At 51.8% G+C, this 25,408-nt stretch carries 23 protein-coding genes and 2 tRNA genes; 13 read left to right on the top strand and 12 right to left on the bottom strand.

Annotation, left to right across the window (positions count from 1 at the left end; all coding sequences use genetic code 11):
• Positions 1 to 131: 131 nt before the first annotated feature.
• Complete coding sequence (locus CX650_RS00615) at positions 132 to 1,787, top strand: ExeA family protein (protein ID WP_101094732.1); 1,656 nt, start codon at positions 132 to 134, stop codon at positions 1,785 to 1,787.
• Entirely contained in the window at positions 1,787 to 2,905 is a 1,119-nt protein-coding gene (locus tag CX650_RS00610; RefSeq protein WP_101094731.1) for a general secretion pathway protein GspB, read from the top strand. Before CX650_RS00615 ends, CX650_RS00610 begins: the two co-directional genes overlap by 1 nt.
• Before the next feature lie 273 nt (positions 2,906 to 3,178).
• On the opposite strand, the gene CX650_RS00605 is transcribed toward CX650_RS00610, so the two are convergent.
• Both CX650_RS00605 and CX650_RS00600 read right to left on the bottom strand, forming a co-directional pair.
• Positions 3,179 to 3,254 (bottom strand) — tRNA-Thr (locus tag CX650_RS00605).
• Between the two features lie 7 nt (positions 3,255 to 3,261).
• Positions 3,262 to 3,337, bottom strand: a tRNA-Phe gene (locus CX650_RS00600).
• 376 nt (positions 3,338 to 3,713) lie between these two features.
• Between CX650_RS00600 and CX650_RS00595 the strand changes: the two genes are divergently transcribed.
• From CX650_RS00595 to CX650_RS00575, 5 genes are all read left to right on the top strand, one after another.
• Positions 3,714 to 4,262, top strand: coding sequence for a cytochrome b (locus tag CX650_RS00595; RefSeq protein WP_101094730.1), 549 nt, complete (start codon positions 3,714 to 3,716; stop codon positions 4,260 to 4,262).
• 4 nt (positions 4,263 to 4,266) lie between these two features.
• Positions 4,267 to 4,842, top strand: coding sequence for a YceI family protein (locus CX650_RS00590; RefSeq protein WP_101094729.1), 576 nt, complete (start codon positions 4,267 to 4,269; stop codon positions 4,840 to 4,842).
• 164 nt (positions 4,843 to 5,006) lie between these two features.
• Complete coding sequence (locus tag CX650_RS00585) at positions 5,007 to 5,345, top strand: thioredoxin family protein (RefSeq protein WP_101057019.1); 339 nt, start codon at positions 5,007 to 5,009, stop codon at positions 5,343 to 5,345.
• A gap of 167 nt (positions 5,346 to 5,512) precedes the next feature.
• Positions 5,513 to 6,703 (top strand): multidrug effflux MFS transporter, encoded by a 1,191-nt coding sequence (locus CX650_RS00580; RefSeq protein WP_101094728.1) that lies wholly within the window; start codon positions 5,513 to 5,515, stop codon positions 6,701 to 6,703.
• Positions 6,704 to 7,043: 340 nt separating this feature from the next.
• Positions 7,044 to 8,372: a KAP family P-loop NTPase fold protein gene (locus tag CX650_RS00575; protein ID WP_157822969.1), complete on the top strand. Its 1,329-nt coding sequence runs from the start codon at positions 7,044 to 7,046 to the stop codon at positions 8,370 to 8,372.
• Between the two features lie 236 nt (positions 8,373 to 8,608).
• On the opposite strand, the gene CX650_RS00570 is transcribed toward CX650_RS00575, so the two are convergent.
• Both CX650_RS00570 and mutY read right to left on the bottom strand, forming a co-directional pair.
• On the bottom strand, positions 8,609 to 8,887 hold the full coding sequence (locus CX650_RS00570) for an oxidative damage protection protein (protein WP_025009475.1): 279 nt from the start codon (positions 8,885 to 8,887) through the stop codon (positions 8,609 to 8,611).
• 2 nt (positions 8,888 to 8,889) lie between these two features.
• The gene (gene mutY, locus CX650_RS00565) at positions 8,890 to 9,996 is read right to left on the bottom strand and encodes an A/G-specific adenine glycosylase (RefSeq protein ID WP_101094726.1); all 1,107 of its coding nucleotides are present in this window, start codon (positions 9,994 to 9,996) and stop codon (positions 8,890 to 8,892) included.
• Between the two features lie 171 nt (positions 9,997 to 10,167).
• Here mutY and trmB point away from each other — a divergent pair, with 171 nt between their 5' ends.
• The 5 genes from trmB to CX650_RS00540 all read left to right on the top strand — a co-directional run bounded on the left by trmB (position 10,168) and on the right by CX650_RS00540 (position 16,850).
• Positions 10,168 to 10,884 carry a tRNA (guanosine(46)-N7)-methyltransferase TrmB gene (gene trmB, locus CX650_RS00560; protein ID WP_025009473.1) on the top strand — a complete coding sequence of 239 codons (717 nt, stop codon included), beginning with the start codon at positions 10,168 to 10,170 and terminating at the stop codon, positions 10,882 to 10,884.
• A gap of 22 nt (positions 10,885 to 10,906) precedes the next feature.
• Complete coding sequence (locus CX650_RS00555) at positions 10,907 to 11,230, top strand: YggL family protein (protein WP_025009472.1); 324 nt, start codon at positions 10,907 to 10,909, stop codon at positions 11,228 to 11,230.
• Positions 11,230 to 12,144 carry a glutaminase B gene (glsB, locus tag CX650_RS00550; RefSeq protein WP_039034940.1) on the top strand — a complete coding sequence of 305 codons (915 nt, stop codon included), beginning with the start codon at positions 11,230 to 11,232 and terminating at the stop codon, positions 12,142 to 12,144. The genes CX650_RS00555 and glsB overlap by 1 nt, the downstream gene beginning before the upstream one ends.
• Before the next feature lie 2,639 nt (positions 12,145 to 14,783).
• Entirely contained in the window at positions 14,784 to 15,587 is an 804-nt protein-coding gene (locus tag CX650_RS00545) for a YggN family protein (protein WP_101094725.1), read from the top strand.
• Between the two features lie 315 nt (positions 15,588 to 15,902).
• The gene (locus tag CX650_RS00540; RefSeq protein ID WP_039034912.1) at positions 15,903 to 16,850 is read left to right on the top strand and encodes a LysR family transcriptional regulator; all 948 of its coding nucleotides are present in this window, start codon (positions 15,903 to 15,905) and stop codon (positions 16,848 to 16,850) included.
• A gap of 441 nt (positions 16,851 to 17,291) precedes the next feature.
• Here the strand turns inward: CX650_RS00540 and CX650_RS00535 are convergent, their stop codons facing one another.
• The 8 genes from CX650_RS00535 to CX650_RS00500 form a co-directional block, all read right to left on the bottom strand.
• A complete protein-coding gene (locus tag CX650_RS00535) occupies positions 17,292 to 19,151 on the bottom strand; it encodes a DUF885 domain-containing protein (protein WP_101094724.1) in 1,860 nt (619 codons plus the stop codon).
• Between the two features lie 216 nt (positions 19,152 to 19,367).
• A complete protein-coding gene (gene hemW / locus CX650_RS00530; RefSeq protein WP_101094723.1) occupies positions 19,368 to 20,504 on the bottom strand; it encodes a radical SAM family heme chaperone HemW in 1,137 nt (378 codons plus the stop codon).
• Complete coding sequence (gene rdgB / locus CX650_RS00525) at positions 20,504 to 21,106, bottom strand: RdgB/HAM1 family non-canonical purine NTP pyrophosphatase (protein ID WP_071476996.1); 603 nt, start codon at positions 21,104 to 21,106, stop codon at positions 20,504 to 20,506. The genes hemW and rdgB overlap by 1 nt, the downstream gene beginning before the upstream one ends.
• Positions 21,107 to 21,325: 219 nt before the next feature.
• Entirely contained in the window at positions 21,326 to 21,760 is a 435-nt protein-coding gene (locus tag CX650_RS00520; protein ID WP_071476997.1) for a DUF4426 domain-containing protein, read from the bottom strand.
• A 62-nt stretch (positions 21,761 to 21,822) separates the two neighbouring features.
• Positions 21,823 to 22,110 (bottom strand): DUF167 family protein YggU, encoded by a 288-nt coding sequence (gene yggU, locus CX650_RS00515; RefSeq protein ID WP_037467122.1) that lies wholly within the window; start codon positions 22,108 to 22,110, stop codon positions 21,823 to 21,825.
• The gene (locus tag CX650_RS00510; protein ID WP_039034907.1) at positions 22,110 to 22,661 is read right to left on the bottom strand and encodes a YggT family protein; all 552 of its coding nucleotides are present in this window, start codon (positions 22,659 to 22,661) and stop codon (positions 22,110 to 22,112) included. The genes yggU and CX650_RS00510 overlap by 1 nt, the downstream gene beginning before the upstream one ends.
• A gap of 23 nt (positions 22,662 to 22,684) precedes the next feature.
• Positions 22,685 to 23,503, bottom strand: a complete 819-nt coding sequence (proC, locus tag CX650_RS00505) for a pyrroline-5-carboxylate reductase (RefSeq protein WP_039034906.1) — start codon at positions 23,501 to 23,503, stop codon at positions 22,685 to 22,687.
• A gap of 132 nt (positions 23,504 to 23,635) precedes the next feature.
• On the bottom strand, positions 23,636 to 24,331 hold the full coding sequence (locus CX650_RS00500; RefSeq protein ID WP_101094722.1) for a YggS family pyridoxal phosphate-dependent enzyme: 696 nt from the start codon (positions 24,329 to 24,331) through the stop codon (positions 23,636 to 23,638).
• A gap of 36 nt (positions 24,332 to 24,367) precedes the next feature.
• Here CX650_RS00500 and CX650_RS00495 point away from each other — a divergent pair, with 36 nt between their 5' ends.
• Positions 24,368 to 25,405 carry a type IV pilus twitching motility protein PilT gene (locus CX650_RS00495; protein ID WP_025009461.1) on the top strand — a complete coding sequence of 346 codons (1,038 nt, stop codon included), beginning with the start codon at positions 24,368 to 24,370 and terminating at the stop codon, positions 25,403 to 25,405.
• Positions 25,406 to 25,408: the final 3 nt, after the last annotated feature.

Here is a 25,408-nt window from a genome sequence, read left to right as displayed (position 1 = left end):
GGCCTCAGGATACCATGAGAGCGGGCCGCTGGGGACTTTCCTGTGCATCACATAAATGGCGGCCGGGGTTTTACAATTTATGACCTTGCCTTAAACTGAGCTGTCTCTAACAAAGAAGGATGGTAGTGCCTATGTACAAGGCCTTTTATGGACTGAACGATAACCCGTTTTCAATTGCACCCAATCCCAGTTACCTGTTTCTCAGTGACAGACACAGGGAAGCCTTGGCGCATTTGACCTATGGCCTGGGAGAGACGGGGGGCTTTGTGCTGCTGACGGGCGAAGTGGGCACAGGAAAAACCACAGTTTCCCGCTGTTTGTTGCGGCAACTACCGGATAACACGGATACTGCCTTTATCCTCAATCCATCTCTAACCGAGCTTGAGCTGCTGGCCACACTTTGTGATGAGTTGAAAATTCCTTATGGTGAGGCACCTACCCTTAAGCAGTTGACCGATCATATCAGTGGTTTTCTGCTGGCTAACCATCAGGCCGGACGTAATACAGTATTGATCATTGATGAGGCCCAACATCTGCGGGCCGAAGTGCTTGAGCAACTGCGCCTGCTTACCAATCTGGAAACTGATACCCGTAAATTGTTGCAGGTGATCCTCATAGGTCAGCCCGAGTTGCAGCAACTGCTCAAGCGTCAGGAGTTGCGGCAACTGGCGCAACGTATAACCGCCCGGTACCATCTGTTGCCGCTCACTGAAGAGGAAGTGGGTTTCTATGTGCAGCACAGGTTGCAGGTTGCCGGACGTAGCGAACCCCTGTTCAATCGCGGCGCGATTCGGGCGCTGCATAAATTCAGTGGTGGTATTCCAAGGCTTATCAACCTCTTGTGTGAGCGAGCACTGATGGCGGGTTATGGTCAGTCGCGAACGCCTATTGATGCCAAGATGGTGGCCTCTGCCGCCGAAGAGGTGCTGGGAGAGAAAATCAAACAGCGTAATTATTGGTTACCGGCTTCTGCTGCCGCTATGCTGCTTTTGGCATTTGCCGGTGGTTACTATTTCCTGGCGCAGCCGGAGAAGGCTGTGGCCCAAGATCAGTCCGGACGCCAACTTCATTCAGGGACAGATGCCAAGCAGACTCAGGTTTCCGGTAATCCAGCTGCTGTTAACCATCCTTCTGTCAATCCAGCTGGCGCAGATAAGCCCGCTGTCAACCGGGCACAACGGATCCTGACGCAGGCCATAGATCAGAGCCGCAATATCGATACTGCCTTCGCGGCGCTGTTTGCGCTTTGGGACAAGGTGCCATATTCAGGCATCAGCGCTTGTCAGGCCGCTGAGCAGCAGGGGCTTGCCTGTTATCAGCAGCAGGGTAATCTCAACTCCTTGCTACGGCTCAATTATCCGGCTGTGGTCTATCTGGAAGATGAACAACAGCAGCCTTTCTTCGGCACTTTGGTTACTAAAGATGGTGAACAGTTACTGCTACAACTCAATGAACAGCAACTTTGGGTCAGTGTTGATTGGTTCAACCGTCATTTCAGCGGCACTTTTGAAATTATCTGGGATGCCCCCAAAGATCCGCTCAAGGCGATAGGCCCCAGTGCCGGCTTGGCTCAAGTGCAGTGGCTGGAAAATACTCTGGCGCAGGTAGATGGGCGCCAAGCCAGATTAATGAGCTATTTTGACAGCGAGTTGGAGCAGTCGTTGCAACAGTTTCAACGTCGTCATGGTTTGAAGCCGGACGGTATTGCCGGTAGCCAGACTTTGGTTCAGCTCAACCTGTATCTGAGCCATCAAGGGCCCAGATTGTATGCGGGGGGAGAGAGCTGATGTCTATTCTTCTTGATGCGGTGACCCGGGCCAAACAGCAGGAAATGGGAGAGCAGTTGGATCCTGTGTTGACCCCCAGGGCGCAATATCGTCAACCTTCATCTGGCAGAGCCTATTTCAAGCCGCTGGCAGTATTGGTAGTCGCTGTACTGGCAGGAGGGGGGCTGGCTTGGGGGTGGCACATGTTGGATAACAGCAAAAAGATTCAGTCTCCCGAGACATCTTCAGTTGAGGCGCAAGCCTCGCCACAGGGTGCCCAGCAGCAAGCCAGGAAACAAGATAATCCTCAAAGAGACAAGCAACCAAACCAAGCGGCCGAGAGTGCTGCTGAGGTGCGTTTAGCCGGAAAAGTTGCTTTGCCTCTGGCTCAACCTATACCTCAGGCTCAAGTGGTTCAATCTCGACTAACCCAATCGCAAACTATACAGCCGCAGAGCACACAGCCTCAAAATGCCCAAGCTGTGAGTAGCACAAATCTAAACCAAAGGGGCGAAGCCAATCAGAGTCAGGCTTTAGCGAGTACTGAGCTTAATCATAATGATACGCTGGCTGCCAGTGTGGCTGAAGCGGCCAAAGAGCTGCAGTTTGAGCAAGTTCAGTCTGGCAGTTCATCTTTTGCAAATCAGCGGCAAGCGATACAGGCAGCGGATGAGGAGCTGATTATCCTGGGAGCCAATCCCAACCGTCGCGGACTTGAAGTGCTCGAGTCACTCAAGCGCCAGGTCAATGATGCGGCTGAGGATGTGGGACTATCCAGTGCCGAGAGTCGCCGCCAGGATGAATTGGTGGCTCAGTTTCAGGCTGCATTAGCCGATGTTGAGCACCGACACTCGGCGGAAAAACCTGTATCGCCTCCTGAATTGGACCCCATTCCCAAAACTGAGGAAGAGGTGCCTCCCTATGGTGGCTTGCCTGCCGGACTGCAACTGCAAGTGCCTGAATTTGATATCAGTGCCCATGTATACGCTTCTGAGCCTTCCAAGCGTTGGTTGAATGTAGACGGTGCCGAATTGCAGGAGGGCGATAGTATCAAAGGAATATTAAAGGTTGTTGAGATCCGTCCAAGAGACGTGGTGCTGGAAATTCAAGGGCAGAGGTTTAGGGTACCGGCAATCTGACCTGGTTTTAAACTGGCGATGAACCTGAAAATGGACTTTCAATGGGGCGGATAGTCTCTGCATCCAGAGTCAATCTTCACCGTCAGGCCTGTTCAAACAAGCACTCCGAATGATGTTTGTTTGAACAGGCCTTTAATACCAGGTTCAGCTATGGCTCTAAGCTATATATGACTACGACATGGGGAAGATTAATGATTAGAGACAAGGAGTTGGGCCGGTAGAGAGTTACAGAAACAAAAACGCCACTCGGTGAGTGGCGTTTTTGCTGTTTCATGGTGCCGGCACCAAGAGTCGAACTCGGGACCTACTGATTACAAGTCAGTTGCTCTACCAACTGAGCTATGCCGGCTAAATTGTGGTGCCCGAACCCGGAATCGAACCAGGGACACGCGGATTTTCAATCCGCTGCTCTACCAACTGAGCTATTCGGGCAACTGAACTGAGTGTCAGTCATCTACTTCGAACCGGGGGTTGAGGCCCGTGTCGTTCGGAGTGCGCGTATAATATAGTTCTGAATTTTTTCCTGCAAGTGCTTTTTCGGCATAAATCCTGTGTTCGCTCAGTTAATGCTCAGAATTGGGCTTTTTGAGCTGAAATCAAACTGATATCGCTTGAAAAGCCAGCAGGCCGCCCATTGCATCAAACTATCTTTGCCTCAATCTGCCGTGTTACCCGCAGCACTGTGGCTCTTTAAGCCCACCTTTTGTCCTTCTTTCTAAAATTTCGAAATAAATAGCCAATATTTAATGATTTTAGTTTTCATTTAGTTTCCATATGATGTGCTTAAGACATAGCTTAAGGATAGAAAATGCTTGCCAACACTCGTCAGGGCTACGGCCTTGTCAGCATTTTGAACCACTGGTTATCGGCCATTGCCGTGATAGGCCTGTTTGGGCTCGGCTACTGGATGGTTGATTTGACCTATTACAGTGCCTGGTATCAGAAGGGGCCGCATCTGCACAAGAGTATCGGCATTTTGCTGTTGGCGCTTACCCTGGTCAGATTGTTGTGGAAACTGCTGAGCCCGTCGCCACAGGCGATACCGGACAAGCCTTTACTGCAGAAGGCGGCCCGTTTGACGCATTGGGGACTCTACCTGTTGCTGCTGCTGATTATGCTGAGTGGCATATTGATCTCCACCGCCGATGGCCGGGGTATCGCGGTATTTGACTGGTTTGAGCTGCCGGGTGTCGGTGAGCTGTTTAACAATCAGGCCGATATCGCCGGGGCGATACATAAATACGCCGCCTATAGCTTGATAGCCTTGGTGGTGCTGCATGCCTTGGCGGCGCTGAAACACCATTTTATCGATAAAGATCAGACACTCGTCAGGATGATTAAACTCAAGAGAGGATAGCAAAATGAAAAAGACCCTGTTTGCCGGTTTGCTTGGCAGCGCCCTGTTATTGCCTTGCGCCGTGAATGCCGCCGACTATGTGATTGATACCCAGGGCGCCCATGCCTCTATCAACTTTAGAGTCAACCATCTTGGCTATAGCTTTGTGGTCGGGCGTTTTAACGAATTTGAAGGCAGCTTCAGCTTTGACAAGGCCAACCCGACAGATGCCAAGGTGAATGTGACCATCAACACCCAAAGCCTGGATTCAAACCATGCCGAGCGGGACAAGCACCTGCGTTCGGCCGACTTCATCAATGCCGGCAAGTATCCCAAGGCCAGCTTCAGGTCCACCAAGGTGGAGGACAAAGGCAATGGCGAATTGGCGATCACCGGTGACTTTACTCTCAATGGGGTCACCAAGCCGCTGACCATAGATGCCAAGGCTATCGGTGAAGGGCAGGACCCTTGGGGTGGTTACCGCGCCGGGTTTATCGGCTCTACCGAGTTTGCCCTCAAGGATTACAAGATTACTACCGATCTGGGCCCGGCTTCCACTCACGTCAAACTCGATCTGGTGGTTGAAGGGGTTAAGCAGTAACCCACAATAGTTTTTACAGAAGGCGCCGTCGGCGCCTTTTTCTTTTTGGCCTGTAAACTGGCTGCGAAAGTCACCGAAAGCCAGCGCCGATATGGCACAATGAGCGCCAATACAAACAATAGAGCCCGGGTACTTGGGCTGCCGGTGAGTTGTGAGCTGAAACCATGTTGAATATCGAAACCCTTGAGCAGCTTAAACAACTGCTCGAAAGCCAACCCGCGGTATTACTGCTGTTCGGCGGCGAGCATTGCGGTGTGTGTCAGGCGTTGAAGCCCAGAATAAGCGCCATGTTGGCCGACGAGTATCCACTATTGCAGGCGGCCTATATCGATTGTCAGGGCCCTGGCCAGCAGCTGTCTGCCCAGATGAGTATCTTTAGTTTGCCCGTGGTGCAGGTCTATTTTGACGGCGAAAAGTTTGCCGAGTTGCAGCGGGTATTTTCTCTGGCGGATCTGCGAGAGGCAATCGACAGGCCCTATCGGCTCAGTTTTGAGTCGTTTTAGCCCAAACAATGATGTGCCAGTATTCGATGCTTGTTTGATTAAGCTATTAAATATAGTTTCAACGCAAGTCGCACCTGCGCCTGGGATTGAGGTTAGATTATGAAGAGAGCAGTGAAGGCAGTCCAATTATCGCTTGAATAGATTCTTAGCAATAATTGGACGCAAAAATGAATAGAAACAATATCTGGAATTACTCATTCTTATACTCTTTGGTACTTCTGGTACCTTTTGATCTGCTTGCTTCACTGGGGATGGACTTATACCTTCCGGCAGTGAATGAAATCGGCACAAGTTTCAAGGTAGGAAGGGAGCAGGTTCAGCTGACGCTGACCATGTATATGGCACTCCTAGGCCTTGGGCAATTGCTGTTTGGCCCCCTCTCGGACAAGTTTGGCAGAAGGCCGATAGTCGTTATTGGCGCTGTCTTGTACTCATTGTCCAGCCTGGCTATTCCCTTAAGTCCGAACTTCGATTACTTTCTGGGACTGAGATTGTTACAGTCGCTGAGCGCGTCTGCACTATTGGTTGCGGCGTTTGCCACGGTCAGAGATGTATTTGCAGAAAGGGAAGAAGGCGTAGTCGTTTACGCCATCATGGGTTCAGTGTTGGCTTGTGTACCGGCAGTGGCACCGTTTCTGGGCGCCTTGATAGAAAAGCAGTGGCATTGGCAGGGCATATTTTACTTCCTGGGAATATTCGCTGCCGTGGTTGCCGTGCACACAGTGTTTAAATGGCCAGAAACCCGGCCGGCCAAAACCCAGCCGTTTCGTTTCAATAGCTTGTTCACCATCCTGGGGTCCAAGACTTTTATCGGTTATACCTTGGCTTATGCAACGGCAATGGGAACCTTCTTCGCCTACTTTTCCACCTCGCCCTCGGTGCTGATGGATACCTTGAGCCTGAGTAAAGTCGAGTTCAGCCTCTGGTTCGGCTCGGTGGCGATTGTGATGATACTGACCACCAGGTTCGTCAAGCCTTTGGTTGGGCGTTGGGGAATAAGCGGCACAGTGTTTCGAGGGCTGGCGGGGCTATTTGTCAGTGGGCTTATCCTCTATCTGTGCGAGTGGCTCTTTGGCGTTACCCTGCTGGGCTTTATGCTTCCCATGTACCTGATTGGAGTCAATATTGCCTTGACTTGTGCAGTCTCGGCCAACGGCGCGCTGCACGCCTTCTCCGCTTCGGCGGGTTTGGCAACGGCGCTTTATTATGCGCTGGAAAGCCTGTATTTAAGCCTGATGGTCAGTGTGCTGATAAAGCTGATCCCGCCCGGAACCTCGGCCATTATAGCCGTGTATATCCTTATCTCTTCCCTGTTGGCTGCGGGCTTTATCCTGCTGGGGCGGCGGCAACAAGGCTAGCTTGGACTTGTATAACTAAAGAGTCCCCCGGATTTTTGGGGGACTTTAATAGTCAAACGTGGATTTGAAAGTTTCAAACGTTGGCATTGGCGCGAGCTTATTGAGCGCATAGTTGCCCGTTAACTGCTATTGTAATTCTGCCAGTGATGAGCAGTGTAGTTTCCGAGAGTAAACGTCTCGTCGGAGCAGAAACCGAGGAATACCTGTGGCTGCTATCTAAAGATGGTTTACTATCGTAATAGCTTGAAAAAAACAATGGCGACTTGATTAGCGATGTCGATATCCAACTTATTAAGCTCTAATGGTTAAGCTTTTGAATGTAAATAGAAGTGGTGAAAATATGAAGATAGTTACACCAGAAGTACAAATAGACAATAAGACTGGATTTGAGCCATCGATTGATATTTTCGAGCGTAAAGAATTTGGTGAGCGGTTAGCCAAATTAATAGAAAATTCTGAGAGTAATCCCGTGATTGCGCTGGATGCAGGTTGGGGGCAGGGTAAGAGTACCTTTATCAAAATGTGGCGGGGTTACTTGTCGCATCAGCGGGAGAAAAAAATTCAGTCAGTGTATTTCGATGCCTTCGAAAATGATTATCAAAAGGACCCATTTTTGGCGTTGGCATCTGAGATGTATCAATTGATCTCAAATACGGATGAAGAAAAGCAAACTCAATTCAAGGATAAAGCGATTAAGGCTGGTAAGTCTCTAGCCAGAGGCGCAATAAAACTGACAGTGAGAACTGTTACCGCTGGTGTAATCGATGGTAGTGCCGTTGATGCGGTGGAGAAAGATTTATCCAATCTAATTGCAGACCAAGTGGATGATCTTGTAAAGGAAAGGTTTGAACATGCCCAAAAGGACAAGTTGGCACTAAAAGCGTTCAAAGAACATCTGTCAACATTTGCAACAGAGCAAGGGGATGGGGGGCCAATAGTTTTCATTATTGATGAGTTAGATCGCTGTCGGCCAGATTTTGCCCTTGAGTTATTAGAGCAAGTAAAACATCTGTTCTCTGTTAAGGGAATCACCTTTATCCTTGTCACTAATCGGGTGCAATTAGAGCAGTCAATTAAGGCTAAATATGGGGAGAGCAATCCTGTTAACTACCTGCATAAATTTATCAATGTATGGTTAACCCTGCCAAGAGCAACAGACCAGTATAATGATCATGGTTATAGATATTTACAATATGTCCTGCGGGAAATGTCAGGTGAGAACCGAAACACTAATCTCAGAGAGTGCGAGAACGTATTGGTAGAAGTTGTCCAATACTACCAGCCATCATTTAGAGAGATTGAGAGGATACTTTCTTATTTTTCTATATTGAGCAATATGTTAACTAAGGAACAGCTCAATAGTGAGTATCAATCTGTAATAGCTATTGTCTGTTACCTCAAAGTTTGCAAGCCTGACTCACTAAGACCTGTAGATGGTAAGATTAGTTACGATAGGATTGTTGCTGCAGCCAATTTTACTGATATTCAACAAACTGAGTTTTGTGAACTAGATCGCGTAGTTCGCGTGGTCAATTTTGACTTTGGTGATAAGGCAACACAAGAGAAGATGATTATGGATAAAGAAATATCAAATTATAATCTTTTTGGTCGAGAACCACCTAATCGCTTGTTGATTGTCAACCAGTGGTTAACTAACATCTCACTATAACTGACAAGCTCGAAACCTTTACAGGCCTGCAGTCACAAACAAACCGTACCAAGAGTGCTGTCCACACAGCACAGATGCTGTAAGGTCCCAAGTCCATTGCCAACCGAGTATATCGCCGGTGAGCCCTGGATGGTGCCTGAATTCGCCACGAACTGGCCGATAAATTTCGTCGCGACAGCAAAAGATAAAGGCCCATAAGGGCCTTTTCTCATTTCGCTCGCTACAGCTATAGCGGCTTATTCATCTTCTGCCGGTGGCACGTAGCCTTCAATCTGTACTTCCTGACCTTCGAACAGGAAGGCGACCATCTGCTCTTCCAGAAGTTTGCGATCATCGACATTCATCATGTTCAGTTTCTTTTCGTTGATCAGCATGGTCTGTTTTTTCTGCCACAGGCCCCAGGCCTCTTTGCTGATGCTGTCGAAAATGCGCTTGCCGAGTTCGCCGGGATACAGTTGGAAATCCAGGCCATCGGCTTCTTTCTTGAGATAGACGCAGTTAACTGTGCGTGCCATGTTTACTCCTTGGTCAGACTCGGTTCCAGGCTGGCCAATACCCGCTCTGTTGCAGCGGCCAGTCCCACCCGGGAAGGTTGGTTTAAGTTATACCAGAGACAGGGTTTGGGTTCCATTATCCTGTCTTTACTCTGGGCGCTGTGACCTTGGTCCAGCAGCGTGTCTGTGGCTACTTTGCTCTTTAGCCGCAGCAGCATAGGCTGGGCGTCCAGGTGAAAGTGGCTGAAGGTGTGACGAAAACCGGGTAACTCTGTGATGCTGTGCTCTGCAAGCCCCAAGGCTTTGGCGGCTTGCAGCAGGTTTTGTCTGTTGCTGAACTCGGGGAAACACCAGAGGCCGCCCCAGATCCCAGCGGGTGGCCTTTGCTGCAGCAAGATCTCGCCATTGTGTTCCAGCACCAGTAGCCAGGCTTCTTTGGCCGGAATCGCCTTCTTCGGTTTCTTGCCGGGGAATTCGCCCTGGCGCCCCATAAGCTGCGCCTTGCAGTCGCGGGCGACCGGGCACTGGTCACAGGCGGGGCGGGAGCGGGTGCATATGGTGGCACCTATATCCATCATCGCCTGGTTGTATTTTTGGATCTCGGCCTTGGGCGTGAGTGCTTCAGTCAGCTGCCAGAGTTGGTTTTCCACATCCTTTTGCCCGGGCCAACCTTCTATGGCGCCGTGGCGGGCGAGTACCCGTTTGACGTTGCCATCCAATATGGGGTGATGTTGCCCCAAAGACAGCGACAGTACCGCCCCTGCGGTTGAGCGGCCGATGCCCGGCAGTGCCAGTACCGAGTCGAAGTCGGTTGGAAACTCGCCTTGGAACTCATCACGCACCTTGATGGCGGCCTTGTGCAGGTTACGGGCACGGGCGTAATAGCCCAAACCTGTCCACAGATGCAGCACTTCGTCCGTGTCGGCATTGGCCAGGCTGACGACATCGGGGAAACGGGCAATGAATTTTTGGAAGTAGGGGATAACAGTCGCGACCTGGGTCTGCTGCAACATGATTTCAGAAATCCATACTTTGTATGGGGTCTTTTGCTGTTGCCATGGCAGAGTCTTGCGACCATTCAAGTCGTACCATTTTATGATACGTTCTGCGAAAGAGGCTGTTTTGTTCATCGGCGCAGTGTAGCCGCAGCCAAGGGGCGAAACAAGGAGATTGATGCCCCCAAATGATTGACTTATTTCGTTCTTGTGGATTGTTGGTATACTTTTTCAGCATCAGGGCTTGCACTGTATGGTGAACTTTGGATAATGCCCTTCTTTTTTCAAACCTCTCTAGGGGCAAAAATGAGCGAAGTCACAACGGCCGAGTTTAACGAAGAAGGCAAGTATCTGCGCAAAGTAAGAAGCTTTGTGCTGCGTGAGGGTCGCCTCACCAAGGGCCAGGCCCAGGCCATAGAAGCGCATTGGGGCAGCATGGGGCTGGATTATTCCCCCGAGCCGCTGGATTTGAACGCCGTTTTTGCCCGTGAGGCAGACACAGTGCTGGAGATAGGTTTTGGTATGGGTGCCTCACTGGTGACCATGGCCAAGGAAGCCCCCGAGCTTAACTTTATCGGTATCGAAGTGCACAAGCCTGGTGTGGGCGCCTGTCTTGCCGATGCCGGCGAAGCCGGAGTCACCAACCTGAGAGTATTCCATCACGATGCCATGGAAGTGCTGGAGCACGCCATTGCCGATAATTCTCTGGCGCGGCTGCAGCTGTTTTTCCCCGACCCATGGCACAAGAAACGCCACCACAAGCGCCGCATAGTGCAGCCGGCCTTTGCCGAGTTGGTGCGTCGTAAACTGAAAATTGGTGGTGTGTTCCACATGGCTACCGATTGGGAAAACTACAGCGAGCATATGCTGGAAGTGATGAATGCCGCCCCTGGCTATCGTAACCTTTCCAGCGATGGCACTGTAGTGCCACGCCCGGATTACCGTCCGTTGACCAAGTTCGAGGCCCGCGGCCAGCGCCTGGGGCACGGTGTTTGGGATCTGATGTTCGAACGTACAGAGTAATTACACCTGAGGGAGAAGCAGTATGGCTATTCGCAGTCGTCGTTTGCGCAAGAAGTTGCGTGTTGATGAATTCCAGGAGTTGGGATTTGACGTTAGTTGGCGTTTTGCCGACTCTGTGTCGGAGGAACAGATAGATCCCCTGGTCGACCGTTTTATTGATGAAGTCATAGAACCTAGAGGCTTGGGCTTCCACGGTGGTGGCCACAGAGAGTGGGAAGGCATTATTGCCACTCAAAGAATTGGCAAGTGCACCGAAGATGACAGAAGCGCAGTCAAGGCATTCTGGGAAGCTCAGCCAATCAGCGAGTTGGAAGTCACTGAGCTGTACGACATTTGGTGGAGCTAATCCCGGACGAGGCCTTGCTTGAGCAGGTGCTCGACAGGGTTCGCCCTCTGATTGGCCAGGGTAAGGTGGCGGATTATATTCCGGCCCTTGCCCGGGTCAATGCCAACAAGCTGGGGATTGCCGTTACCATGGCCGACGGCACCACAGTGGGGGCAGGGGATTATTTAGAGCCTTTTTCCATTCAAAGTATTTCCAAAGTGTTCAGCCTGACACTGGCGCTGACACTCTATGAAGAAAGCGAAATCTGGAGCCGGGTAGGCAAAGAGCCGTCGGGTCACTCATTTAATTCTTTAGTGCAGGTGGAGTTGGAGCGCGGCATTCCCCGTAATCCCTTTATCAATGCCGGGGCACTGGTCATCGCCGACTTGCTGCAGAGCCGCCTCGGGGCGCCCAAGCACAGAATGCTGGAAGTGGTTCGCCGTTTGGCGGGTAATCCGCATATCTGCTACGACAAGGTGGTGGCCGATTCCGAGTATCAGCACAGTGCCCGCAATGCTGCCATTGCCTATCTGATGAAGTCCTTCGGTAACTTCAACAATGATGTGGATACTGTGCTGCGAAGCTATTTCCATTACTGTGCCTTGAAAATGAGCTGCGCCGATCTTTCCCGGGCTATGATGTATCTGGTCCAAGGCGGTAAGGCATTGGATGGCAAAGCGCTGATATCACCGCTGCAGAGCCGCAGACTCAATGCACTTTTGGCTACATCCGGGCTTTATGATGGCGCCGGTGAGTTTGCCTACCGGGTCGGCATGCCGGGCAAGAGTGGAGTCGGTGGTGGCATAATCGCGGTGATCCCCGGTGACATGTCCATCTGTGTCTGGTCGCCTGAGCTTGACCGCAGCGGCAACTCACTCGCCGGAACGGCAGCGCTGGAGCAACTCAGGCTGGCCGTTGGCCGCTCAATCTTCTGATCCCAAAGGCAGCATTCCGCTGCCTTTGTTTTTACGCCATACCATAGTTTTCAGCCTAAAGTTGCACATTAGGCGCTTGCCGGTTTTCCGGCCACTATGTAGCCCATTACCTGCGGTGCGCTGGCCGTTAAACAGGGAAGTTGCTGTGAATACGTCCCTGTTTTCGACGGTCACAGTTCTACCGGTGCCTTGAAATAGGTGTATATCTGCAGATCTCTCATATGTTTCCAGCTATTTAGTGCTAATAGAATTGCACCAAATCCCCTTCGGAGCCGCCGCTGGTGTTGTTGCAAATTGGCGTAGCCGAGACAGGGATGTCGAGGCTCGAAGGTCGAGCATGGATGCGAGTCCTGAGTGTAGCCAATTTGTTTCATAAGCCAGCGGGGATTTCGGCTACGTCGGGGTGTCCTTGGGGATGCAAGGGGCTTTGGACAAGCAAAGCCTCTTGCTCGGTGTGGTGTGGAACACCACGACTTTAGGCCGCTGGCACAGCGGCTATCAGGCTTTGAACCAAATCCCACCAATAAACCTGGTTTTAGCTGCCAGCTAAGTTGCAGCCCATCACCTGCGGTGCGCTTTCGCACAGGCGATCCTGTGACTCGCTGCAAGTACATCCCTGTAAGCTCTGCCTCGCCATCCCTGGCTCGGAAGGTCACAGTTCCGCCTGTGCCTGAAAATGAGGTGTATGTCTGCGGGCATATAGGTCGCTTCAAACAAGTTAGCTCTTACAGAATTGCACCGACTCCCCTTCGGAGCCGCCGCAGGTGTTGTTGCAAATTGGCGTAGCCGAGACAGGGATGTCGAGGCTCGAAGGTCGAGCAAGGCGAATGTTGCGAAGCGACAAGTTCATGAGCGCGAGCCAAGGAAGGCGAGCTGGCCGTTATGTATGGATGCATTTGGCGAGTCCTGAGTGCAGCCAATTTGTTTCATAAGCCAGCGGGAATTTCGGCTACGTCGGGGTGTCCTTGGGGATGCAAGGGGCTTTGGACAAGCAAAGCCTCTTGCCCGGTGTGGTTTGGCGAGAGTTGCGTAGCAACATGCTTTCGAGCGCGAGTCATGGATGACGAGCTGGCCCTTGTACATGGATGCACTTGCTCCACGACTTTAGGCCGCTGGCACAGCGGCTATCAGGCTTTGAACCAAATCCCACCAATAAACCTGGTTTTAGCTGCCAGCTAAGTTGTAGCCCATCACCTGCGGTGCGCTTTCGCACAGGCGATCCTGTGACTCGCTGCAAGTACATCCCTGTAAGCTCTGCCTCGCCATCCCTGGCTCGGAAGGTCACAGTTCCGCCTGTGCCTGAAAATGAGGTGTATGTCTGCGGACACTTCAGATGTTTCAAGCTACTCCATTCTCACAGAATTACACCGACCCCGCTCGAAGCTCCACGACTTTAGGCCGCTGGCACAGGGGCTATCATGGCTTTGAACCAAATCTCACCAATAAACTTGGTGTTAGCTGTAATCTAAGTTGCAGCCCATCACCTGCGGTGCGCTTTCGCACAGGCGATCCTGTGACTCGCTGCAAGTACATCCCTGTAAGCTCTGCCTCGCCATCCCTGGCTCGGAAGGTCACAGTTCCGCCTGTGCCTGAAAATGAGGTGTATGTCTGCGGACACTTCAGATGTTTCAAGCTACTCCATTCTCACAGAATTACACCGACCCCGCTCGAAGCTCCACGACTTTAGGCCGCTGGCACAGGGGCTATCATGGCTTTGAACCAAATCTCACCAATAAACTTGGTGTTAGCTGTAATCTAAGTTGCAGCCCATCACCTGCGGTGCGCTTTCGCACAGGCGATCCTGTGACTCGCTGCAAGTACATCCCTGTAAGCTCTGCCTCGCCATCCCTGGCTCGGAAGGTCACAGTTCCGCCTGTGCCTGAAAATGAGGTGTATGTCTGCGGACACTTCAGATGTTTCAAGCTACTCCATTCTCACAGAATTACACCGACCCCGCTCGAAGCTCCACGACTTTAGGCCGCTGGCACAGGGGCTATCATGGCTTTGAACCAAATCTCACCAATAAACTTGGTGTTAGCTGTAATCTAAGTTGCAGCCCATCACCTGCGGTGCGCTTTCGCACAGGCGATCCTGTGACTCGCTGCAAGTACATCCCTGTAAGCTCTGCCTCGCCATCCCTGGCTCGGAAGGTCACAGTTCCGCTTGTGCCTGAAAATGAGGTGTATGTCTGCGGGCATATAGGTCGCTTCAAACAAGTTAGCTCTCACAGAATTGCACCGACTCCCCTTTGGAGCCGTCGCTGGCATTGTTGCCAATTGGTTCGACGGGGCGACCTGGCCCTTGTGCATGGATGCACTTGCTCCACGACTTTAAGCTGCTGGCGCAGCGGCTATTATGGCTTTTAATCCCGAATGCAGTGAAGAAAGGGAATAGTCTAGGCCATCCTGAGTATTCCCTGTTAAACCTTTCTTTGGTTTCTTGTGTCTTATTCATCATAACGGCTACAAGTTGGCAAAATTTGCCACTCGTAGATGGTGGATTTTCATATTTTGCAGCCTTTCTTGATATTAATTCTTTTAATATCAGTTAATTATAACTTTGGCACAAAGTCTGCTTTATTCTGAGCCATAAGCGGTAATCAAGTTTACTCGGCAGATTAAAACGAGAGGGAAGACAGAATGAAACAAGCGATTGGTGGAATATCTTTGGTGTGTGCACTGTTTGCGGCGGCGCCTGCTATGGCGATCAACTTTGAGCCAAGAGATGAGCAATGCGAGATGTCGCTCAACTACGACATCTCACTGGAACCCAAGAAGCTGAGTGTCAGTAATCAAGGGAAAGAACACTATCGAATTGAGCCGGGCCGCCTCTATGTGGAAGGTGAAGAAGTGGTCTTGAATGCCGAGCAGAGCAAGCTTGTCAACGAGTACTCGGATGCCATGGCTCAGCAGTTACCCGAAGTCATCTCTTTGGTGGAAGATGCCGTCACCATGGCGAGCGAGGCCGTGAGCATGGCCCTGACACCACTCTTGGGGGATGCCGCCGCTGCCAAGTTGGATGAAACTATGGGCAGTCTGCAACAGAGAGTCTATGAAGTGGCTCATCGCAATGGTGACCAGTACTTCCTCGGGGCCACTGAAGAGTCGTTGGAAAACGCCTTTGGTGATGAGTTTTCCAAAGAGATAGAGCAACTGGTGCAGCAGTCGCTAGGCAGTTTAATGATGGCTATGGGCAGCGCCATGATGTCAGGTGAGGGCGAAACCTTTGATGAGAAGATCAATGCCTTTAGCCAGAAGATGGAAAAGATGGGCAAGGATATTGAAGTGCAAATGGAGTCTCGTGCCCAGGAGATGGAGCAGAGAGCCGACGCGCTTTGCGACAACTTCCAACGTTTGCTGGTGCTGGAAGACAAGTTACGCAAGCAGATCCCTGAGCTGGGCGAATTCCAGGTATTGTCCGGCAAGGTTGAACTGCAGCAATAAGATTTAAGCTGGTGATTCCCCCTGTATCTTCCCCTCCCTTGATACAGGGGTTTTTTATTGGTTGTCTGTCGATTATGCCATCACTGCGGCGGTTTTTTTGGCTCAAGGCTATCCTTGGGTTAGAGTCAATAAGAAAGAATTGGTATACTTCGCAAAAATAATAAAACTGACACCCAAGTCAGGACTCAGTGACTCTACCCAGTGCGCTTTCCAAAACCCGGCAGCCCACACCCCATTTTGGGGTCTTGACGGTGAGGCCCGTCGCTTTTCCAGGAAAGCTTTTACCAGTGTTGTAAACGGCTTAAGGCGACTTTCATGTTAGAACTGTTAGAACCTATCGCTATTTTCACTCATGTCGCCCGTGCCGGCAGCTTCAGTGCCGCGGCGCGCAGGCTTGGAATATCCAAATCCAAGGTCAGTACCCAGGTTGCCGATCTTGAACATAAACTCGGGATCCAGTTGATCCAGCGAACGACTCGTAGTTTAAGCCTCACCGAAGCCGGTAATCTGCTGTATGTGCAGGGGGAAGAACTGCTCCGGGATGCGGATCAGGCGGTGGCCAGTGTGCACAACCTCAATGATGCCACCCGAGGCGTGCTCAAGGTAGGGATCTCCCAGTCGTTCGGCACCATGCATATTATTCCGGCACTGCCCGAGTTTATGACCCGTCACCCGGATCTCGAGCTGCAGGTGAGCCTGTTGGACCATAAGGTTGATGTGGTCAGTGAAGGCCTGGATCTGCTGCTGACCATGTCAGAGCAACTGCCTCTGGGTATGGTGGCCCGCCCGTTGATGAAGTGTCAGTTCCTGCTGGTGGCTTCCCCCGGGTATGTTGCGGCCCACGGTATGCCGGCCCGTCCGGAGCAGCTGGTGGAGCACAACTGTTTGGTTTACCACGGTGAATGGCATGAGCACAGCGTCTGGCAATTCAAGAAGGGCGATGACTACTGTGAGATAGGGGTTTCGGGTAATTTCAGAGTCGACAATGCGCCGGCGCTCAAGTCTGCCGCTGTCAGTGGGCTTGGGGTGGTTTATCTCGCCAGTTATCTGTTGGAAGATGAAATAGAAAAAGGCACTCTGGTGCCCCTGCTTCCCGATTGGCAACTGACCCATCATCTGCCGCTGCAGGCGGTTTATCCCAGACGTAAACACTTGGCCCCCAAGGTGAGTGCCTTTATCGAGTTCATCAAGGATCATATAGGTACGCCACCTTATTGGGACAAAAAATATGCAGATCTGTTTGCCCAACGCCAGGAAAAATAAAGAAATATCGTTCTCATAATAGAACAATGAAAAACACTCAAGTTCCGCTTGGGTGTTTTTTGTTTATATATCATATGGATGTTAGGATTTTATTGGTTTATTCAACCGCTTTATTATTTGATGGGCTTTAAAGATTTTTAATAACCCAGTTGCAGTCTGTTCTGAAATCAATACAATGGTTGCAGTTGATTCGGGTGGAACCAACATACGGGTGTGCCGCGGGACTGACCCCTCCTGCTGTAGACTGCTTGGTTCAACACAGAGTGTTAAGCCCTTATCAATGCCGACCCAGGTTTTCGAACTAAAACAATGTCGGCCTTAAAACCATCATCCTGATTTTGGTTTACCCCGGCCCAGGTGGTCGGGGTATTTTTATGTCTGTTTTCAGGACGGAATCAAGCGCATAAAAAGCCGCTCATGGGAGCGGCAGTTGATTCAGTTTCAAGCCTGGCTTTGCGCGGTTACCCAGTCTTTTACCTCCTGCTCCAGTACATTCAGCGGCAAGGGGCCGTTTTTCAAGACCAGAGTGTGGAAGGCGCGAATGTCGAAACGCTCACCCAGCGCCTCCTTGGCGTAGGCTCTAAGCGCAAGTATCTTGTTCATCCCCACCTTGTAAGCGGTTGCCTGCGAGGGCATAACTATGTGCCGCTCAACCATTTTTACTGCGTCAGATTCGGCATTGGGAGTGTTATCCATGTAATAGGCTATGGCTTGTTCTCGAGTCCATTTCTTGGCATGGATCCCGGTATCTACCACCAAACGGCAGGAGCGCCATAGCTCCATCGCTAATCTGCCAAAGTCTGAGTAGGGATCGCTGTAAAGCCCCATCTCCTTGGGGAAGTACTCACTGTATAGGCCCCAGCCCTCGATATAAGCCGTGTAAGAGCCGAAGCGACGAAAGCTGGGAAGTCCTTCCAGTTCCTGGGCTATGGCTATCTGCATGTGATGCCCGGGGATCCCTTCATGGTAGGCCAGTGCCTCCATTTGGTATTTGGGCATAGCCATTATGTCATAGAGGTTGGCATAGTAAGTTCCCGGGCGACTGCCATCGGCCGAGGGCTGGTTGTAGAAAGCCTTGCCGGCAGACTTCTCCCTGAAGGCTTCCACCTGTTTGACTATCAAAGGCGCTTTGGGCTTTACCTTGAATACTTCATCCAGGCGCGAGTTCATGTTATCGATAAGGGCGATGGCCTCTCTCAGGTAGGCCCGGCGGCCGGCGTCATTGTCCGGGAAGTAGAAGTCCTCATCTTGGCGCATAAACTCGAAGAAGGCTTTGAGATCGCCCTTGAAGCCAACTTTGTCCATGATGGCGCGCATTTCGCCGTGGATCCTGGCGACCTCGTCCAGCCCTAATTGATGAATAGTATCGGCGCTCATCTCTGTGGTGGTGGTATTGGCCAGGGCATTGTTATAGAAGGCGCTGCCGCTCGGGAATTTCCAGACTCCATCTCTGCTGTCGGCCCGTTTTTCCAGGGTTTCGAGATAGGCAATCAGCTTTTGGTAGGCTGGCCTCAATTGTTCTTTGAGGGCGATGGCGGCTTGATCCAGCAGTTTATCTTGGGTGTCTTCATCCAGCTTGAGTTTTGCCAACTTGCCCTTGAAGTCGGCCCAGATAGCGCTGTCCGGCTCACCATCAAACGGCGCGCCATGAATAACATTGCGGCTGTCTGAAAGTACGTGGGGGAATACGAACTTGGGGGCGATTATGCCTTCCTCGGCGCGAACCTCGAGGGCGGTGATCAGCTGCTCAAACAGCTCAGGAACCCCGGCTATACGGCTGATATAGGCGCGGGCATCGGCTTCGTTGGCTATCGAGTGTTGGTTTATCAACAATGAAGGTACCAGCGAGTGAATGCCGTACATCTGGTTGACCGGGTAGTTGTAGTGGCGGAACTTATCATCGCGGATCTGGCGTTGCAGTTTGGCGGTCAACAGCTCCTGGCTCAACTTACTCTGTGAGTCCAACTTTGTCGGATCCAGTTGTGACAGGCGCTCAAGCTGCTGCTTGGCGCGAGCAAGCGCGGCATCATCGGCCGCATCGCCCAGTGAGTCCCATTTGCCGTAATCTGTCTTGATACCAAGAAAGGTCTGCCGCACCGGGCTGGCGGCGACATCCTCGTTGAAGATGGCTTCAAACAGGGCGTTGGCTTTGGCGGATTCGGCCTTGATGACCTCAGGAGCCAGGTTTGATGCTTGGTTACTCTGCCCGGAGACGGAGGCTTGGGCGAGAAGGGGATAACTGCTGCTTAAAACGGCGCCAAGGGCCAGCGTCAACAGACTTTTTCTTATGGTTATAGGCATGGACAACTTCCTTTTTGCTTGGCAATGGCAGGCCGGATGACGATGGCCCGAGTCAGGAAAGACGCACAGAAACCGCGACTGCTATGGCTCATTTGCGTCTAAAGAAGTTAATCCTAATGAAGTTGAGTAATTAAGTATTGGCGTAAATGTTAGAAAATATTTCCTCTTGCTGCTTTCGCTTTGGCAGCAGCAAGAGGAGGCTAATAAGAGATGGAGTTAACAAAACTGCGACAGCAGATCGTTGACGAACATATGTCCCTTGTTAGTGAGCTTCCAGTAGCCGGGAGTGATCTCCACCAGCCCGCGCTCGGCGGCCTGCTGCATGCCTTTATCCAGGGTGTTGGCCGCAACGCCGGTGCGCGCTTCAAATTCGCTCCAGGGGATGGGGCTCATCAGTCGCAGCCTGTTCATCAGGTACTCCAGCGCCCTGTCTTTGGGCAGTACATCACTTACCTCAAATAGATAATCCTCTGTGGCCAAATAACCCTTTGGATGTTTTATCTTTACCGTGCGTACTATGCGGTCCTGCTCCGGTAGCGTCAGCTTGCCGTGGGCGCCGCAACCAATTCCCAGATAATCACCGAATTCCCAATAGTTGAGGTTATGGCGGCACTGAAAACCGGGTTTGGCATAGGCGGATATTTCATACTGCTGGTAGCCAAGGGCTGCAAGTCTTTGCTGGCCCTGTTCATAGATGTGCCAAAGTGCTTCATCGTCCGGCAGCTGCGGCGGGCGCGAATGAAACAGGGTGTTGGGCTCTATGGTGAGCTGATACCAGGACAGGTGCGGAGGGTTGAGCGCCGCCGCCGTGTCGATATCGGCCATGGCCTCTTCAAAGCTCTGGTTCGGCAGACCGTGCATCAGATCCAGGTTAAAGCTCTGGTATCCGGCTGCGGCAACGCCTTTGGCGGCGTTGATTGCTTCATCCTTGCCGTGAATTCGCCCCAGCAGGTTGAGCTTGTCTTTGGCAAAGCTCTGCACACCTATGGAGAGGCGAGTGACACCTGCGGCGCGGTAAGCGCTGAAGTCATCATGTTCCAGAGTGCCTGGGTTGGCCTCCATGGTGATCTCTATGTCATCGGCAAAGGCAATGCGCCGGTTCACGCCTTGCAGTAGCCTGCCTATCTGGGCAGCATCGAATAGGGAGGGGGTGCCGCCACCGATAAAGATGCTGTGCAGTTGCCGGTCTTGAACATAGTGCAGGTCGGCGTCGAGATCGCCAAGCAGGGCATCGACATATTCCTGCTGTGGCAGCTCACCCTGTTTTCCGTGAGAGTTGAAATCACAGTAAGGGCATTTCTGCACACACCAGGGAATATGAATATAGAGACTCAGCGGTGGCAGCGTCAGCATCAGCCGAGGATCCCCTGTTGTTTGAAGGCTTCAAGCAGCAATTTCAGCGCCTTGCCTCTGTGACTGAGATGGTTCTTTTCATCACTGCTGAGCTCGGCGGCAGTTTGCTGGTAACCACAGGGAATGAATACGGGATCATAACCATGGCCGTTGTTGCCCTTGGGTTCAAAACCTATTTCACCTTCCCAGGCGGCCTGGCAGATGATGGGAGTCGGATCCTTGGCATGACGCATATACACAAGTACACACTGGAAACGGGCGGTACGGGGGGCAGACGTTGCCTCTATGGCGCCAAGCAGCTTGTTGTAGTTGCCTTCGGCCGTGGCGTTGGCGCCACTGTAACGGGCAGAATAGATGCCGGGAGCGCCGTCCAGAGCATCAACTTCGAGGCCTGAGTCATCGGCGATAGCGGGCAAGCCGGTGATTTCGGCGGCATGGCGCGCCTTGATAATGGCATTTTCAACAAAAGTGGTGCCGGTTTCTGCCACTTCAGGCACGTCGAATTGGTTTTGTGGCAACACCTCAATATTGAAGGCGCTGAACATCTCGGCGAATTCTTTGAGTTTTCCCTTATTGCCACTGGCAAGCACTATCTGTTTCATCTTGGATTTTCCTTATTTCGCAATGCCGGCAATAGTACCATTTTGCAAAAGAGTTTACTCACTCAGCGACAATGAAAAGGCGCGAAAACAAGTAGAGCCGTGGAAGGTTTGAGCCCTAATGGCTGCTGTCGTTTCTCGAAGTCGGCAGTCAATACCCCTCGGGGCGGCCATAAAAAAACGCCGCTCATTCGGCGGCGCTCTATTGACGGAATGTACAGCTCAATCGACGTAGAATTTCTGTTTGAAGGCCAGAGTGGTGTTGAGCTCGTTGCCGTGTTTGATCAGGATTTGAAAGTTAATCTCCTGATCGTCACGATAGGGCACCTCGGCAATATAGTAGATGGCATCACCCTCGCGAATTTCACGGAACTTCAACTGCATTCTGGCATCGATAAGGTTGTTGGCCAGGCCTGATATCTCGACCGGTACTGCCGGATTGCCCTCTTCACTGGTATCCAGTACGGCGATATTGATGATGCCCGTGTAACGGCTGCGTTCTATGCCATAGTTCTTGGCGATGGATGGCGTCAAAAAAGTGCTGCCCAGCGCCATATAGTGGATATCGAAATGGCCGACGGTCTGTTTCTGTTCGGCCTGAGCGACACCGGTCAGAGATCCGAGACACAAAAGCAGGGTCAAAAATTTGCGCAACATAATGCTTTACCTGAGGTTAAGTGTGTTGAGTTGATTATAGTCCCTTGTCTGCTGCCATGGCATCAGAGTAAGGCCTCGATTTCTGCGGGTAATATCTTGGGCGCTTCAATACGCACCTGCTTGTGGCGGCCCAGTTCGCCCTTGACTATGGCTATCTGCCCCTTGGGCACCTTGAAGGCCTTGGACAGATACTTGGTCAGGTGGGCGTTGGCTTTGCCGTCCACAGGTGGCGCGGTAATGGCCACCTTGAACTCTTCACCATGCAGGCCAACCAGTTGATCCCGGCTGGCCTTGGGCTGGATATAGAGATTGAGCAACAGGTCCTGCTGCTCCCAGCTAACAGCTTTCATCAGGCAATGGCCCAGAAAGGAATCGTCTTGGCCAGCAGTATGTTAATGAAATTCATCAACACCATCAGCACTAGCAGCGACAAGTCCAGCCCGCCCATGGGGGGCAGGAAGCGGCGAATGGGCGCCAGCAGTGGCTCGGTCAACTGCATCATCACATACTCAATCGGATTGCGGCCCTGGCTGACCCAACTGAGGATGGCGCGGATGATCAGGATCCAGAACAGCAATACCCCAGCCTTTTTAAACAAGGACACCAGCGCAAACATCAAGGTGGCAACCAGGTTGAACTCCTGGCCCGCCATCAGGGTCAGCAAGAGTATTTTGACCACCACCACCAGCAGTGCCAGCACCACAGAGGCCGTATCCAGACTGCCTATGGAGGGCAGTATCCGCCGCATGGGCGCTACAATGGGGTGGGTGGCCTTGACGATAAACTGGCTGAAGGGGTTATAAAAATCTGCCCGCACCAGCTGCAGCCAGATCCTCAGTATGACTACCATAAAATAGAGGTCGAATACGACTGTAATCAGGTAAATCAATGCGTCATTCATGAAAAGTTTCGCCCTTGGGTCGTTTAGAATTCTTTGGCCATGGCTTCAGCCCTGGCAATACAGTTGTTCATTGCTTGCTTGATCAGTCCCTTGAGATCACCCCGTTGGAAGGTTTCCACTGCTTCATGGGTGGTACCGCCCTTGGAGGTGACATTCTGCCGCAGTTGGCCGGCGCTCAGCTGAGGATTTTGAATCACCATCTGTGAGGCACCCAGCGCTGCCTGCTGCACCAGTAACCTGGCCTTGGATTCATCCAGCCCCAGCTCTTTGGCCGCATCCATCATGCCTTCCATAAACAGGAAAAAATAGGCCGGAGAGCTGCCCGCCAAGGCGATCACCAAATTGAGATCCGCTTCTTTGTCTACCCACAGGGTCTCGCCGCCACTGGCCATAATCTGCTGACAAAGATCTTTATCCGCCTGCTCAACCCCACTTGCGGCATAAAGGCCTGTCATGCCACAGCCAAGTTGGGTTGGGGTGTTGGGCATAGTGCGGATAAGCTTAATCTGTTGGCCGAAGTAGTCATTGTATCTGGCGGCCGGGATCCCTGCCGCTATGGTAATAAACAGTTTATCGGCCAGCGGCAGTGTTGCCAGTTGCTCACACACCTGTTGCATCAGTTGCGGTTTGACCGACAGCACTATGATATCGGCCCAGTCACAGGCGGCTTGGTTGTCTGTGGTGGTGAGGATGCCGAAATCGCGCTTGAGGGCATCGAGTTTAGCTGTGCTTGGGTTGCTGGCTTGGATCAATTCAGCCGGATAACCGCTGCCCACCAGCCCGCTGATGATACTGCGGCTCATATTGCCGGCGCCGATAAAACAGATTTTCTTTTGAGCCATGCTGTCCCCTGTCACTTGTGATTGGAGTGTATCCCGCATCGGCTTTGACCGTGCGGGAGATATTAGTATTTGGGCCAATACTATCAAAAACAAGGTCTCAGCGGCCAATCTCAGATCTTATTGGCTGGTTTATCAGCCGTAGTTACGCTCGCCGAAAATAGCGCTGCCGACTCTGACCATAGTAGAGCCCTTGGCGATGGCGAGTTCAAGATCCTGACTCATACCCATGGACAGGGTATCCACCTGTGGAAACTTGAGCTTCAGTTCGGCAAACAGTTGCTGCATGTGCGACAGCTCCGCCTCAAGCCTTGGGCCTTCACCGGCACTGGGAATTGTCATCAGTCCCCTGAGTTTGAGGTTGGGTAATGAGTCCACCAGGCTCGCCAGCTCAAACATTTCGCTCTGTGTTGCTATTCCTGCTTTGGAACTCTCACCCGAAACATTGATTTGGATGCAGACTTCCAGTGGTTGCATGCCTTCAGGGCGCTGCTCCGACAGGCGGCGGGCGATCTTTTCCCGCTCCAGGGTGTGCATCCAATGGAAGTGCTCGGCGACAATTCTTGATTTATTGGATTGCAGCGGGCCGATAAAGTGCCATTCTATATCGGGACAGCGCTGTGCCAATTCCATGGCTTTCTGTTGCCCCTCCTGGACATAGTTTTCGCCAAAGCAACGTTGCCCGGCGGCATAAGCTTGTTCAATGTCGGCGACCGGTTTGGTCTTGCTGACAGCCAGCAGCTTGATCTCGCTTGCATTTCGGGACGAAATTTGCGCCGCTTGAGCTATCCTGCGCTGGGCTAGTGCCAGTCTGTCTGCTATTGTTGTCATGATGTAAACTTTTTGGTTGAACGGATATCCCAAACTATGGAAATCACTGAATTATTGGCCTTTAGTGTAAAGCATAACGCTTCGGATCTGCACTTATCGGCCGGTGTGCCTCCCATGATACGCGTCGACGGTGAGGTCAGAAAGATTAATGTCCCTGCGCTTGATCACCAAGGGGTTCACAGACTTGTCTACGACATAATGAATGACAAGCAGCGTAAGGATTATGAAGAGTTTCTGGAAATCGACTTTTCCTTTGAAGTTCCCAATCTTGCGCGTTTTCGTGTCAATGCCTTCAATCAGTCCCGCGGCGCCGCCGCGGTTTTTCGTACTATTCCCAGCGATATTTTGACTTTGGAACAACTGGGCGCGCCGGAAATCTTCAAGAAAATCGCTTCATATCCTCGCGGCCTGGTGCTGGTAACCGGCCCCACAGGTTCGGGTAAGAGTACCACCCTGGCGGCGATGATAGATTACGTCAATGAGAACCGCCACGATCATATTCTCACCATTGAAGACCCTATCGAATTTGTGCACCAAAACAAGCAATGCCTTATCAACCAGCGGGAAGTGCACCGCCATACCCACAGTTTTAACGCCGCCCTCAGAAGCGCTCTGCGTGAAGACCCGGATGTCATTCTGGTCGGTGAGATGCGGGATTTGGAAACCATACGCCTGGCGATGACAGCAGCAGAAACCGGCCACTTGGTGTTCGGTACTTTGCACACCACCTCGGCGGCCAAGACCATTGACCGTGTGGTTGACGTATTCCCCGCAGGCGAGAAGGACATGGTGCGTACCATGTTGTCTGAGTCGTTGCAGGCGGTTATCTCCCAGACCCTAATCAAGAAGGTTGGCGGCGGCCGGGTGGCGGCCCATGAGATCATGATGGGTACCCCGGCTATCCGAAACCTTATCCGTGAGGACAAGGTGGCACAGATGTATTCTGCTATCCAAACCGGTATGGCTCATGGCATGCAAACCTTGGAGCAGAGCCTGCAGAACCTGGTGAATCGCGGCTTGATCAGTCGGGAGGATGCCATGGCCAAGAGTTCCAACAAACAAGCGAATTTCTAAGGA

This window comes from Shewanella indica, from assembly GCF_002836975.1.
Classification (GTDB): domain Bacteria; phylum Pseudomonadota; class Gammaproteobacteria; order Enterobacterales; family Shewanellaceae; genus Shewanella; species Shewanella indica.
Note: the sequence above shows the minus strand (reverse complement) of the source record. Positions and strands in the feature narration are given on the sequence as shown.